This is a genomic window from Parapedobacter tibetensis, assembly GCF_024704835.1.
Classification (GTDB): domain Bacteria; phylum Bacteroidota; class Bacteroidia; order Sphingobacteriales; family Sphingobacteriaceae; genus Parapedobacter; species Parapedobacter tibetensis.
The window spans coordinates 172179-186441 of record NZ_JAMXBE010000008.1 but is presented as its reverse complement, the minus strand read 5'-3'; the positions used below and the strand labels follow the sequence as shown (position 1 = coordinate 186441).

The 14263-nt window shown below is 47.9% G+C and carries 9 protein-coding genes; 5 read left to right on the top strand and 4 right to left on the bottom strand.

Features of this window, described 5'->3' with window-relative positions; genetic code table 11:
* Positions 1-10: 10 nt before the first annotated feature.
* A complete protein-coding gene (gltB, locus tag NF543_RS14820; protein ID WP_257669114.1) occupies positions 11-4525 on the bottom strand; it encodes a glutamate synthase large subunit in 4515 nt (1504 codons plus the stop codon).
* Between the two features lie 253 nt (positions 4526-4778).
* On the opposite strand from gltB, the gene NF543_RS14815 reads away from it, so the two are divergent.
* Both NF543_RS14815 and NF543_RS14810 read left to right on the top strand, forming a co-directional pair.
* Positions 4779-5876: a mandelate racemase/muconate lactonizing enzyme family protein gene (locus tag NF543_RS14815; RefSeq protein WP_257669113.1), complete on the top strand. Its 1098-nt coding sequence runs from the start codon at positions 4779-4781 to the stop codon at positions 5874-5876.
* 383 nt (positions 5877-6259) lie between these two features.
* Positions 6260-6850 carry an RNA polymerase sigma factor gene (locus NF543_RS14810; protein WP_257669112.1) on the top strand — a complete coding sequence of 197 codons (591 nt, stop codon included), beginning with the start codon at positions 6260-6262 and terminating at the stop codon, positions 6848-6850.
* A 74-nt stretch (positions 6851-6924) separates the two neighbouring features.
* On the opposite strand, the gene NF543_RS14805 is transcribed toward NF543_RS14810, so the two are convergent.
* The 3 genes from NF543_RS14805 to NF543_RS14795 are packed head-to-tail and all read right to left on the bottom strand — an operon-like array spanning position 6925 to position 7746.
* The gene (locus NF543_RS14805; RefSeq protein ID WP_257669111.1) at positions 6925-7113 is read right to left on the bottom strand and encodes a hypothetical protein; all 189 of its coding nucleotides are present in this window, start codon (positions 7111-7113) and stop codon (positions 6925-6927) included.
* A gap of 2 nt (positions 7114-7115) precedes the next feature.
* Entirely contained in the window at positions 7116-7535 is a 420-nt protein-coding gene (locus NF543_RS14800; protein WP_257669110.1) for a putative toxin-antitoxin system toxin component, PIN family, read from the bottom strand.
* Positions 7516-7746, bottom strand: a complete 231-nt coding sequence (locus NF543_RS14795; protein WP_257669109.1) for an antitoxin VapB family protein — start codon at positions 7744-7746, stop codon at positions 7516-7518. The genes NF543_RS14800 and NF543_RS14795 overlap by 20 nt, the downstream gene beginning before the upstream one ends.
* Before the next feature lie 178 nt (positions 7747-7924).
* Here NF543_RS14795 and NF543_RS14790 point away from each other — a divergent pair, with 178 nt between their 5' ends.
* The 3 genes from NF543_RS14790 to NF543_RS14780 all read left to right on the top strand — a co-directional run bounded on the left by NF543_RS14790 (position 7925) and on the right by NF543_RS14780 (position 14247).
* Positions 7925-9097: a FecR family protein gene (locus NF543_RS14790; protein WP_257669108.1), complete on the top strand. Its 1173-nt coding sequence runs from the start codon at positions 7925-7927 to the stop codon at positions 9095-9097.
* A 203-nt stretch (positions 9098-9300) separates the two neighbouring features.
* Positions 9301-12810: a SusC/RagA family TonB-linked outer membrane protein gene (locus NF543_RS14785; protein WP_257669107.1), complete on the top strand. Its 3510-nt coding sequence runs from the start codon at positions 9301-9303 to the stop codon at positions 12808-12810.
* 111 nt (positions 12811-12921) lie between these two features.
* Positions 12922-14247: a RagB/SusD family nutrient uptake outer membrane protein gene (locus NF543_RS14780; RefSeq protein WP_257669106.1), complete on the top strand. Its 1326-nt coding sequence runs from the start codon at positions 12922-12924 to the stop codon at positions 14245-14247.
* The last annotated feature ends 16 nt before the right edge of the window (positions 14248-14263 follow it).

Sequence of the window (14263 nt, the reverse complement as noted above, 5' to 3'; positions counted from 1 at the left end):
ATATAATTGTTTATGCTTCTACTAATTTTGACTGCAACACATTTTTATATTCCCTCGGGAATACCTTGATGAAACAAGCCTTCTCCGTTTTCCAGTGTTTAAGGATATGGGTGGCACGCTTGCTTCCTGTGAGGTGGATATGCCGTTTGAGCAAGGCAATGATGGCGGTTTCATCTTCGGTTTCCAATGGATCAAGGTCTACCATTTCGGTGTTGCAGTTGCTCCTGAATGTGCCTTCCATGTCATATACCCATGCGATGCCCCCGCTCATGCCTGCAGCAAAATTGCGGCCCGTCGCACCAAGTATCAACGCCCGTCCACCAGTCATGTACTCGCAGCCGTGGTCGCCCACACCCTCCACCACAGCGGTCGCTCCGGAGTTACGCACGGCAAATCGTTCGCCTGCCTGGCCACATACAAAGAGATGGCCAGATGTAGCTCCATATAAGGCCACGTTTCCGATGATGATGTTTTCATGTGGCACCAATGGACTGTCTTCAGCGGGATATATCGCCAATTGCGCACCGGAGAGACCCTTTCCTACATAGTCGTTGGCCTCTCCTTGCAACTCAAAAGATAGTCCTTTGGCCGCAAATGCACCAAAACTCTGCCCGGCCGAACCGGTGAATTTGTAGTTAATGGTATTGTCTGGAAGACCCTCGCCACCATATATTTTGGATATCTCATTGGATAGCAAGGTACCGATGGTACGGTCCGTGTTTTTCACATTGAACGCGCCGAATACAGGAGTTTTGCTGTCCAGTGCCTTGCGGGCCTGCTTCAGCAAGCCCCAGTCCAAGATCATGTCCATGCCATGGTCCTGCTGCTCGGTTTGGTACAGCGTTTCACCGCTATCGCTGTGTGCCACATAGAGAATGCCCGAAAGGTCAAGTTTGTCGACTTTCCAATGGTTTATATCTTCCCGTTTTTTGAGAAACTGGGCCCGTCCTACCATTTCATTGATGGTGCGGAAACCCAGCTCAGCCATGATTTCGCGCAATTCCTCAGCAAGGAACTTAAACAAGTTGACAATATCTTCCGGCTTACCGGTAAACAATTTACGGAGTTCAGGATCTTGCGTAGCCACACCTACAGGGCAGGTGTTCAAATGGCATTTACGCATCATGATGCATCCTCCTGCCACCAAAGCCGCGGTAGCTACGCCCCACTCCTCAGCGCCCAATAACGTGGCGATAGCGATATCCCGGCCTGTTTTGAGCTGCCCGTCAGTTTGCAACACCACACGGCTGCGGAGCTTGTTTTTGACCAAGGTTTGATGCGATTCCGCCAAGCCCAATTCCCAAGGCAACCCCGCATGTTTGATGGAGCTGACAGGTGAAGCTCCGGTACCACCATCATACCCGGCAATAAGGATGACATCAGCATGTGCCTTAGCCACTCCAGCGGCAATGGTACCCACGCCGGCCTTTGATACCAGTTTCACGTTTATCCGGGCCTCGCGGTTAGCGTTTTTCAGGTCGAAAATAAGTTGCGACAAATCTTCGATGGAATAAATATCATGGTGTGGTGGCGGAGATATCAGCCCCACACCCGGGGTAGAATGCCGCACCTTGGCAATCCAATCGTCTACCTTATGGCCCGGCAATTGGCCGCCCTCACCGGGCTTTGCACCCTGGGCCATCTTGATTTGCAATTCATCAGCCTGCGTGAGGTAGTTTGATGTCACGCCAAATCGGCCTGAAGCGATTTGCTTGATGGCCGAACGCATTGAATCGCCATTGGCTAATGGCTTAAAGCGGATTTCATCTTCGCCACCCTCGCCGGTATTGCTTTTACCGCCGATGCGGTTCATGGCAATGGCCAGGGTGCTGTGCGCTTCATGGGATATGGATCCGAATGACATGGCACCCGTGGCGAAACGCTTCATGATGTTTTCGGCTGGCTCCACCTCCTCAAGGGGTAGGGGAGTACGGTGCCTCGCGAAATCAAGTAACCCGCGTAGCGTATACATGCGCTCTTTTTGATTATTGATGAGCGCCGCATATTTCTTGTAGGTCTCATAGTCACCCGTGCGGCATGCCTGCTGCAGGAGATGCACCGTCTGCGGGTTGAACAGGTGTGCTTCGCCCCTTCTTTTCCATTGGTATATTCCCCCTTCAGGCAATAGATCCTTGGCATTACGCGAGCTGGTAAAACCACGGTTATGCTTGCTCAGCACTTCCCGGGCGATATCGTCGAGGCCCAAGCCGCCGATGCGGGATACCGCACCACAGAAATATAGATCTACCACGTCTTTATTGATGCCCAGCACCTCAAATATCTGAGCGCCGTGGTACGACTGCAAGGTGGAAATGCCCATTTTCGAGAAAATCTTAAGCAAACCCCCGCATACGGCCTTTACGTAGTTTTTGGCCAATTGAGGCCAGTTCAAATCGGTTTCAAGTACCTTCTGCTCCTTGAGCGTGCGGATGGTAGCCAGCGCCATATACGGGTTGATGGCTGTAGCACCAAAGGCAAGCAGGCAAGCAAAATGATGCACTTCCCATACATCGCCACCCTCTACCACGAGACCCACGGCACCACGGTGCCCAGTTTTGATGAGGTGGTGGTGTACGGCCGATACGGCCAGTAACGATGGTATGGCTGCATGTTGCGAATCGATGGCACGGTCGGAAAGGATGATTACCTCAAACCCATCCTTCACGGCGTCCTCGGCATAACGGCACAGTCGGGTCAGCCCTTCTTCGAGCGATCCAGGTTTGCCGTTGGCGTTGAAATAGCATTGCAACGTCTTGGCCTGAAACACTCCAGTATCTATGCTACGGAGTTTTTCAAGTTCCCTGCTGGTCAATATGGGATGTTCAAGGGCCACGCAATGGCAGTGCATTTTATCTTCATCGAGGATATTTCCCGCGTTGCCGATAAAGGTGGCAAGGCTCATCACCAAACGTTCCCGGATGGGGTCGATGGGTGGATTTGTAACTTGCGCGAAAAATTGCTTGAAATAGCTTGATAGGTGCTGCGGATGGTTGGAGAGTACAGCCAGCGGAACATCTGTCCCCATGGAGCCTATAGGTTCCTTGCCATCGAGCGCCATTGGGGTGAGGATGCCTTCCACATCTTCCCTTGAGTAGCCAAATATTTGTTGGTATTTGAATACCGATTCTTTGGAAAGATAAGTAAACGTAACCCGAGGTTCGGCTAGCTCCTCCATACGGATTTTGTATTGGTGCAGCCAGTCATTGTACGGCTGCCTGCTGGAAAGCTCACCTTTTACTTGCTCATCCGAAAGGATTTCGCCTTTCTCCATGTCGATAAGCAAGATTTTTCCAGGCTGTTGGCGTCCTTTTTTGATGATGAGGTTTTCGTCTACGGGCAGGGCTCCGGCTTCTGATGCCACAATGACGCGGTTGTCTGAAGTGACTGCAAACCGCAATGGCCTGAGGCCGTTTCTATCCAGCATCGCGCCGATGGTCTTGCCATCGGTGAAGCAGAGTGCCGCTGGACCATCCCAAGGCTCCATCAATGTGGCATGATATTCATAGAAAGCCTTTTTGAGTGGCTCCATCTGGTTGTTTCCATCCCATGCTTCGGGCACCATCATGAGCATCACATGCGCGATGCTGCGTCCACTGTGCAGTAGCAGCTCGGCCACGTTATCCAAACATGCCGAGTCCGATTGGTGACCGTCCACCACAGGAAGCAGCAGTTCCAACTCCTCTTCGGTAAAGTATGGCGAAGACAATGAGCGTAAACCCGCATAAAACCAATTGAGGTTCCCCGTCAAGGTGTTGATTTCGCCATTGTGTGCCAACATCCGGAAAGGTTGGGCCAATTGCCACGATGGGAATGTATTGGTAGAAAAGCGGGAGTGTACCAAGCCAAAGGCAGACACCACCCTTTCATCCGAAAGGTCGGGGAAATACGTGCCAACTTGGTAAGTGGTCAACTGCCCTTTGTATATCACCACTTTGCATGATAAGGATGCGATGTACAGTTCTTCAGCGAGCGCAGCGGTCTCCCGCACTTTTTTAGCGATGAGCCGCCTCAGCACAAAGAGCTTACGTTCAAAATCTTCTGTTGTAGTAATTTCGGTTGGCCGCGAAACGAAAAATTGGACGATTTCCGGTTCCACGCTCAGCGCCGTACTGCCAATACCTTCGGCATTTACAGGCACACGCCGGAAACCAAGGAATTCCATCCCCCTATCTTCGGTTGCGCTTTGGATAAGCTTGCGGCAGATGCGGTTCGCTTCTGCGTTTTTTGGCAAAAATGCCATTCCGGTACCATAGTAGCCAGGTTCATTTAGCTGGATACCAAGTGATATGCATTCTTCCCAAAGAAATTCATGGGGCAATTGAATCATGATGCCGGCACCGTCGCCACTTTCTGGATCACAACCGCAAGCACCGCGATGCTCCATGTTTTCCAGCATGGTCAACGCATCCCTTACTTGCGTGTGTGTTTTGTTACCCTTGAGGTTTGCAATAAAACCTACGCCACACGAATCACGCTCAAAATCAGGATGATAAAGCCCCTCCTGTTGTCTCAATATATTAGTCATTCTATTTAGTTAGCTGTATTCAATTTGCTAAAATAGTAATTATTTTGTTGAAAATTAAATTATTTTCAAATTATTATTCATTTTATTGTTAATTACCTATTATTTATAATGATTTTTGATAAAATAACAAAAACAGGCACCCTTGTTTGACGATTTCATAATGATGATTTGTCAGTGCATCCGTCTTTTGGTTGCCGGTAATTAAAACGCTAATTTCGGGCGCATTTATAACCACTGATAAATATAAGAAAAAATGAAGATAACCCATACTGAGATTTATCGCTTCAGTATCCCCATGGAACCCTTTGTCATAGCCACGGGCACGATGGATTACGCACAAAACACCTTAATTAGGGTATATGCAGATAATGGGATGTACGGTGTAGGCGAATGTTCAGCCTTCCCAATGATTGTAGGGGAAACCCAGGATACCTGTCTGGTTCTTGCCCGTGATTTTGCACGGCTGTGGAAAAGAAGGGATCCATTGGATATTCACGCACGGTTAGCTGAGCTCGATGCATTTATAGCCAGAAATACCACCATCAAAAGTGCCTTTGATATTGCCCTTCATGATTTGGCTGCCAAGTATGCGGGTATACCTTTATACAAATACCTCGGGGGCACCATCCGTGATATCATTACGGACATCACGGTAGGCATCAGCAGCCCGATGGAGATGGCCAATAAAGCGCTGGCCTTCAAAAACCAAGGGGCTGAAGTACTCAAGGTCAAATTAGGCAAGGAGCCCGAGGCAGACATTGCCCGGATAGGGGCCATCCGGGATGCGATTGGGCAGGAGATCCCCATACGGATAGACGCCAACCAAGGCTGGGATTTTACCCAGGCTACTAAAGCCCTGCGGGGGTTGGAAGCATTGAATATCCAATTCTGCGAACAGCCCATGCGCAGCTACGATGATCACCTTTTGCCACAATTGCGTAAGGAAACCACCATCCCCATCATGGCCGACGAAAGCTGCTATGACCATCGCGATGCCCAGCGGCTCGCTGCACAAGAAGCCTGCGATTACATCAACATCAAATTCTCCAAATCTGGCGGTATTACTGAGGCATTGCGCATCCAGCAGACTGCTGCGGAATACAAGATCCCCTGTATGATCGGAGGTATGCTGGAAAGCCGCGTAGCCTTATCGGCCAAAGTCCATTTTGCATACGCGGCGCCCAATGTGCAGTTTTTTGACTTGGATACTTGTATGATTGGGCATTTGGAAGACCCCGTTGTGCGTGGCGTGGCGTTTGATGGTTTTCGCGTTTCATTGCCTGATTTGCCCGGTATCGGCGCCGATGCCGATGAAGCGTTTTTGGAGGAATGTGAGCGGTGGGTAGTATAGGGACGCGCAACCAGTTATGAAAGGTGATTTGCGTCATAAACAGGTGGCAAGCGTTAGTTTTGTAAGTTTAAAAGGAAAAGCGCCTTTAGCCTTGTTTCTAGGGATAATCTTTTTCGCTGGCTGCATAAAAGACGAGGAGCCTGCACCAGACGTACGGTCGGGCTTAGCTGTCGTTAACTCGTTCTTTGAGGTCACACATTTCGTGAATGCTTTCGGGAGGAACAAGATGAAGGTGATGGCCAATGTTAAATCAACTCGATTTTCCCATCGGGATATTCGGCAACCATCCGCGGAAGATCGGCTAATGCAAAAAATCCAGCCTCATCCGTTTGTAACTCCCAATCGAAATCCTTAACTTTGAGTTAACAAACGACATCAACACAATGAAACCTACCTCCGCTACCGATGAAAGGGACTTGCTGCTCAGACTGCGGGATGGGGATCATCACGCCTTCAGCCACCTCTACCATCAATATAGCCCGGCGCTCATTGCCAACCTGATCAAACTGCTCAAAAACGATGTGCTCGTGGAGGAGGTTTTGCAGGAGACCTTCATGGCCTTATGGGAGAAGCGGGGGGAGATAGATCCGGATAAGCCGGTGGCAGGCTACCTATTCCGTATTTCGGCCAATAAGGCTAAGAACCTGTTCAAGCGGGCGGTGCATGACGAGAAAATGCGGGCATATTTCCAGCCGGTTATTGCCGGTGGGTATGAGCAGATCGAGACACAACTGTTCCAAAAGGAGAACGAGAAACTCCTGCACGGGCTGCTCAGCAAACTGCCCGCCAAACAGCGTGAAGTGTACACCTTGTGCAAGCTGGAAGGGCTGAGTTATCGCGAGGTGGCCGAATGCTTGGGCATTTCCGAAAGCGCCGTGAACGCACACATCCAACGGGCCAATGCGTTTCTAAAGGAGCAATTGGTCAATTACCCTCAGTTTATGCTATTGCTGTTTGCTGTTTTAATAACCTGAGTTCGGTTATTCTTTGCTGCTCAGAACGCTTTGAAATAGTCAGGTTCAACTGAAAGCGACGCTGGAATAGCGGGCTATTTCGGAAGTACCTCCACGGAACGTACACCAACAAAAAGTCCGCTTTTCTGCCGATCAATTGCTGTTCCATAGTAGCTATAGTCAGCTACCAGTATACAAAAATTATCCAATTTAGGTGTATTGGATTTTTCCGGAAGATTGTGTTTAAGGAAAACCCACTTTGCGATAAGGCCGCCTTTCTTCATTCCTACGAAAGTGTATAGATTTCCCAAAATTCTTTAGGAGAGACAATTTTTGTGTTTTTATATGCTGTTATCGTGAAGTCATTGCTGTTCCCGGTGATCAAATACGCTGCATCGCTGACTTCTGCCAACTCCAGCAACATATTGTCATCATCGTCTTTTATGATCATAACTTCAGCAGTCGGGGTAAATTTAACTGCCCGGAGTTCAATATCGGCCAATAACGTTTGTGCCCGCATAAGGAAATCCGGGAATTTGGCAAACTTCTTTCGGTTTAGCACATCGTAATATTCCTGAAAGAGTTCTTCGGATATACATACCTGAATGTTTATATTGTCAAAAATAGCATCGACAATCAAAAAGGGATAACCGCGCTGGATTAATGCGGAAACAATGACATTGGTATCAATGACTATTTTTTGCATTCTTACGGACGGTCTTTACCTCTTTATTGATGTCATCCATGGTCATTTTTGAAAGCCCATATTTTTCAGCGAGCTGTACACTGGCCCGCAATTGCTGCCTGGAAATTTGTCTGCTTAACAAGTCTACAAAGTCACTAAACGAAAGCATATTGCCTTTTAATCCCAGTTTATCATATTCGTAATCAGATATGGATATATTTAGTGTCTTCATGATTGTATTGCCATTAGTTACTACAAAGATAATAAATATATCCCATTGTAAAAGTACATGGGTCATCTAGAGTGCGATTCAAATTTTTTCTTTCTATAAACCAGTGAATTACAAAAATTATCCAATTTAGGTGTATTGGATTTTTCCGGAAGATTGTATTTAAGGAAAACCCAAGGCATTGACACCCGACGAATATATCACCATCCTGTTTCGAAAGTACCTCGACGGAACATACACCAGCAAGGAGTTGGATACGTTGCTTCAGTATTTTGACATGGAGGAAGCATCCGATCAGCTCACCTCGTTGATTGAGCAAGCATTGGCAAAACCTGCGTCAGACGCCATCGATCATGAGCAGGTGAAAGCCATCAAAGACCGTGTAGCAGCCAAGCTACCATTGGATAAACCTGCCCGTCGTCTCACCCATTGGCTACCCTATGCCGCAGCCGTGCTTATAGCGGCGACAGCCGCTACATGGATTTTCTTTGGCGACCAAATCGTAAATCGTAAATCGACAATCGTAAATGTGGATGACATCGCACCCGGCGGCAACCGGGCCACGCTCACCCTGGCCGACGGTCGCACCATAGATCTGAGCGAGGCACAAACGGGGATTATCGTAGGGGACGAAGTGGTATATAATGACGGCAGTGAGGTATTGGAGCGGGGGCAAGATAGCCCGTCCGGCACGGAGAAAGGAGAGCTAACTACTAACTACTATGTACTAAATACTCCAAAAGGCGGCACCTACCAACTTACCCTTCCCGATGGCTCCAACATCTGGCTCAATGCCTGCTCCAGCCTGAAATATCCATCCCGATTTTCCGAAAACGAACGAGTAGTCGAACTAATAGGAGAGGGCTATTTCTCCGTAGAGAAAGACGAACGAAAACCCTTCCGGATAAAAAGTGCAGGCCAAACGGTCGAAGTATTGGGTACGGAGTTTAATATATCGGCATACGGTGATGAGCCCGAGACCAAAACGACGCTAGTAGAAGGGGTTGTAGAAATCGTAAATTTAAAATCTAAAATCTTAAATCGACTTTCGCCCGGAGAACAAAGTATCGTCCATAAAGGAAACATCAAAATAAACGAAGTGGACGTACAGCAATACGTTTCATGGAAATCCGGCGACATCGTCCTCACGGGCGTACCCTTACCCACGCTCATGCGGCAGATCGCACGCTGGTATGACATCGAAGTACGCATAGAAAAAGATCCCGGATCGGTTGAGTTTTTCGGCACCGTATCGCGGCAGCGCAAGTTGTCTGCGGTGCTAGAAGCCATGGAAGCCACTGGCACGGTGCAGTTCCGCATGGATGGCAATACACTAATCGTAAACCCTAAATAATGAAGAGCATGAAAACATAACCACAGCCTAAGGCTGCCAACAAAAAACCGAATCCCGACGGCCATCGGAATCCGGCGAAGCTTGGTAGGCCCGTTACCCACTTGCGACTAAACAATATGGATGTTTTAACCATTACCAAACCAAACAAAAGTATGCATTTTTATACATACGTGCGGCATCCGCCGCAAAAAATCTGGCTTTATATGAAGCTAATCTTCCTCTTCTTCTGCCTCGGCTTATTGCACGTAAGCGCAAATACCTACGGGCAGCAGGTTACCCTCACCGCTAAAGACACACCCTTAGCCACGGTTATCCAGCAGTTGCGCCAGCAAACCGGCTATGATTTCGTGGCCGATAGGCAACTGATGCGCAAGGCCGGTACGGTCAGCGTACAACTCGAGAAAGCTACGCTCGAAGAAGCGCTCCGGGCGTGTCTCCAAGGCAAACCCATCGACTACCGCATCCAAAGCGGCATCGTCACGCTGCTTCCCAAATCCACCCCCTCGTCATCCACACCTCTGCGTCACCCTGAGCGGAGCGCAGCGGAGTCGAACGGGTCGCTTCGTGAATTAATCCTCGCCCACCCCGAAGTCCACGGCCGTGTGGTGGATAGTCTAGGGAGTCCATTAGCCGGTGCATCGGTTCGCGTGCTGAACGCCGAGGGCCAGCGTACCTCGCTGCAAACCCGAACCGATCGCAATGGGGAGTTTGTGCTACGGGATGTGCCGGAGGAGTCTATGATAGAGGTGTCGTATGTAGGTTATATCACCCGGACCGTGCCAACATCGGCAAATATGGGTGTCATCATACTGCTGGTTACCTCCAGTGAATTAGAAGAAGTGGAGGTAATGTTTAGCACCGGCTACCAACAGATACCAAAAGAACGGGCTACAGGCAGCTTCGTGTTTCTTGATGAAGATCTGATAGATAGAAAAGTAAGTGCCAATATCCTGGAAAGGCTTGAAGATGTCACTCCCGGTCTGATCTTTAATCGGGGTATCCACGCCACCAACGAACCGATCACTATCCGGGGTCGGAGTACCATCAATTCGGACACCTCACCACTTATCATTGTCGACAATTTTCCGTATGACGGTCCATTGGAAAACATCAACCCTAACGGCATCGCTTCTATCACCGTACTCAAAGATGCAGCAGCGGCATCCATCTGGGGAGCCAGGGCGGGCAATGGGGTGATTGTGATCACTACTGTAAAAGGCCAAAACGATCAGCCCATGAGGGTCAGTCTCAATTCCAACGTGACACTTACTGAGCACAGGGATTTGTTCTATGCCCCCAGGATGAATATTTCTGATTTTATCGGAATTGAAGAGGAGTTATTTTCCAGAAACTTCTACAGGACTCAGGAAAATAATGCAAACAAATCCCACCTTTCTCCGGCGGTGGAGACTTTGATCGCGCTCAGGGATGGAGGGATTACGCAAGAGGAAGCGTATGCGAGCATGGCTCTTTACAGACAATCAGATGTCCGCAATGATATCCACGATCACTATCTGCAGCCCGGGATCAACCAGCAATATGCTCTTTCCATAGCCGGAGGAAGCGCAAGGCATGCCTATCAGTTATCGCTGGGCTACGACAAAATCCGACCGGATGTGATAGATAATAGCAGCAACCGCTGGACGCTCGCCATGGGTGATCGCTGGAAAATAGCGGGAGACCGATTGGAGATTGGGCTTTCGGTCAATCTTGCCAATCAAAATATCCAGACAGGCACCGAACTTCCGGTCGGCTACGCCTACGACCGGCTTGTGGATGGAAACGGAAGCCTTCTCGCCATAGCCAGGTCATACAGCACGAGACACATTACTTCAGTAGAAGATAGTGGGCTATTGGACTGGAGTTATGTGCCGCTAAACGAAATCGGAAAACTCGACCATCGTACCCAGGCCTATGATTTGAGAGTGAGCCCTTCGCTCCAATATTCCATCACCCCTGACCTGAAGGTGGGCATCTTCTATCAATACTGGAAAAACGTAAGGAATTCCAGAAACCGGGATCCATTGGATCTGTTTGTAACCCGTGACCGCATCAACAAAGTTGTTCAGGTAGATGAAGATGGCAATTTTAGATATCCTGTCCCTATTGGTGACATTCTGGATGTGTCTGAATCGGATACCTATTCCCATACGTTCCGCCCCCAGCTCACTTATGCCAAAGAATGGCAGGGGAAACACTTTCTAAACGGCATTGCGGGACTGGAGGTGAGAGATCTTCAAGGGCTGGATTGGTCCAATCGTTACTACGGATACCGCGATGATATGGGAATGAGTGTCCCGGTGGATATGGTGAACAGGTATCCGTATTACTTTAACCCCGGGGTACAGGGGAATATTACTTCAGGGGATTCCCATGGAGGGAAAGTGGACCGGTTTGTGTCTTATTATGCCAACCTGGGCTATGATCTGAAACACCGGTATTTTCTTACATTGAGCGCAAGAAAGGATCAGGCAAATATCTTCGGTGTAGATGCTAACATGCGTGGAGTGCCGCTTTGGTCTGTAGGCGCAGGATGGGTTCTCTCCGATGAGAAGTTTGCCCAGCTTCCCAATATGCCTTTTATAAAACTTCGGGCCACCTATGGGTTCAGTGGAAATGTGGATAAAAGTCTCTCTTCTGAAGTCACAGCCTCTTACGTGCGCCTTGTTCCAGGAAGTGTTTTACCGCAGCTAACCATTGCTTCAATCGGAAACCCGCCCAATCCAGAACTGAGTTGGGAAAGAATTAGGACAACCAATCTGGCGTTGGATATAGAAACTCAAAACGGATTTTTGGCAGCTTCATTTGAGTATTATTTTAAGGACTCTAAGGACCTATTAGGGGAGTATTCAGTTACTTCTGCTACCGGATTGAGAAGCTATACAGGGAATTTTGCCGGAAGCCAGGTGCGCGGAGCAGACCTTACTTTATCGGCCAGATGGTTCAGAAGGGATTTTTCCTGGACTTCTAATCTCATCTACAGTGGATTGAAAGAAAAGGTGACTGATTTTGAGAAGTTGCCGACTGTCAGTAATCTGCTGAACATTGCCAATACAGGGATGCCTTATCCTAAAGTCGGCCGGCCATTGTATGGAATATACACCTACGAGTGGGCCGGTTTGGATCCTGATACCGGCGATCCCAGGGGCTTTGTGGACGGAGAGCCGAGCAGCGATTACCTGGCGATTACCCGGGAAGCTACCATAGACAATCTACAGTATCATGGTCCGGTAAGGCCAACAAGTTTTGGGGCTTTAAGAAATGATTTTTCATACAGAGGGTTCTCCTTATCAATCAATGTTTCGTATCGCTTTGGGTATTATTATAAGAGGGGATCGATCAATTATTATACACTATTGCGGGGAACGATGGGGCATGGTGATTTCGATAGGAGATGGCAGCAACCGGGGGATGAGACATGGACCCAGATTCCTTCTTTGCCGGAAACGGCGGATTCGCGAAGGAACAACTTCTATATTAATTCGGGGGCCTTGGTGGAAAAAGGTGACCATATCCGGCTTAATGATGTACGCTTTTCCTACAGCATAAGCCAGGCAAAGTTTTCGGCCATGCCATTCAAGTCTGCGGAGGTATATGCCTATGCCAATAATTTGGGAATTATCTGGAAAGCCTCCAAGGATGACTTTGATCCTGACTATAGAACTTCCAGACCGCTAAGATCCATTGCCATGGGGGTACGGTTGAATTTCTAGAAACTAAAAGGGGAAAAGGAGACAGACATTCTTCATAAGGTCAACGTCTGTCACCCGGCAGGTCAATACCCGCCACCCCATTTTTCAATCACTTTCAAAATTCTACACAAAATGAAAAAATACATAACAAGATCTCTTTATGGAATATTCCTCTTTAGCTCGGTCTCCTGTCAGGATTATCTCGAAGTGAAGCCTGTGAAAGATATCCTGGTGCCCTCAACGTTGGAAGACGTTCGTACTTTATTGGATTACTATCCGGGATTAAATACTAATTCTCTGGCTACTTTCCTGATCTCGGATGATTGGGAAATAACTTCCCAAAAATGGACTGCCATGAACCCCTGGGAACAAAACGCTTACTTATGGCAGAAAGATATATATGAACCTACGCAGCGATCCGGAGATTATAATGGAATCCATCTAAAGATATTCTATTCCCATATCAGTATGGATGTATTAGAAAATCTTGAAGATCGTTCCAGTCAAGAATTCTCCTATTTTAAAGGAGAAGCCATGGCATTAAGGGGAAGAGCGCTGTTTGAGTTGGCAGAATTGTTCTTGCCGGGACCTAAAAGTAACTTGATTAATCAGGTCAAGGTACCCGTAAATTTGAAATCGGACATCAATGCACCGTTGGCAATGTTGGGGATTTCCGAAGTACTTGACATGGTAAAGCAAGATTTGGAAATGGCATTTACGCTTCTTCCCGAGAAACAACTCTACAAATCAAGGCCTGACAAAGCCGCCGTAAAAGCCTATCTCGCCAGGGTTTATTTGTACGAAGAAAATTGGGAAGAGGCATATAACGCAGCAGCCTATGTGATGGAGCACGTTGATGGGTTGTTGGACTATAAAGAGTTGGATGCCTCGTTGGCTTATCCATTTGCGCTATTCAATAAGGAGACAGTTTTCTACAGTATAACGAGTAGCTATTCAGTGACGGCAAGTCCCGAATCATTTATCAATCCGGAGCTTTATAAAGCATATGGAGAAAATGATGTACGAAAGAACTTGTTTTTTAAGCTGGATAGTGATGAAAATCCATTGTATAAAGGTTCGCTGACAGGAAGTTTGGACCTTTTTACGGGCATAAGCCTACCGGAAATGTATCTGACAGCTGCCGAATCTTCCATAAGAGCAGGTAATGTGGAAGATGGAATAGCTTATCTAAATCAATTGGGTGAAAACAGGTATGTGGATTTTGTGAAATGGGAAAGCCTGACAGTGGAAGAAGCTTTGGAGGAAGTATTGCTTGAGCGAAGAAAGGAACAGGTGTTTAGGGGAACCCGTTGGATGGATATGAAGCGATTTAAGGGGTTAAATTCAGATTATAAAGCGGAAAGGGAAATTAACGGCATCATTTACACTTTGTCAGCCGAAGAGCAGTTTTACATGGAGGTTCCGCCGTACGAAATTGAGCTTGAACGACGACATTAACTATTAATCAAACACC

What these genes read in the sequence shown, in the direction of transcription:
- gltB (WP_257669114.1), bottom strand. Translation starts at nt 4,525, where the DNA reads ATGACTAATATATTGAGACAACAGGAGGGGCTTTATCATCCTGATTTT.
- NF543_RS14815 (WP_257669113.1), top strand. Translation starts at nt 4,779, where the DNA reads ATGAAGATAACCCATACTGAGATTTATCGCTTCAGTATCCCCATGGAA.
- NF543_RS14810 (WP_257669112.1), top strand. Translation starts at nt 6,260, where the DNA reads ATGAAACCTACCTCCGCTACCGATGAAAGGGACTTGCTGCTCAGACTG.
- NF543_RS14805 (WP_257669111.1), bottom strand. Translation starts at nt 7,113, where the DNA reads ATGAAGAAAGGCGGCCTTATCGCAAAGTGGGTTTTCCTTAAACACAAT.
- NF543_RS14800 (WP_257669110.1), bottom strand. Translation starts at nt 7,535, where the DNA reads ATGCAAAAAATAGTCATTGATACCAATGTCATTGTTTCCGCATTAATC.
- NF543_RS14795 (WP_257669109.1), bottom strand. Translation starts at nt 7,746, where the DNA reads ATGAAGACACTAAATATATCCATATCTGATTACGAATATGATAAACTG.
- NF543_RS14785 (WP_257669107.1), top strand. Translation starts at nt 9,301, where the DNA reads ATGAAGCTAATCTTCCTCTTCTTCTGCCTCGGCTTATTGCACGTAAGC.
- NF543_RS14780 (WP_257669106.1), top strand. Translation starts at nt 12,922, where the DNA reads ATGAAAAAATACATAACAAGATCTCTTTATGGAATATTCCTCTTTAGC.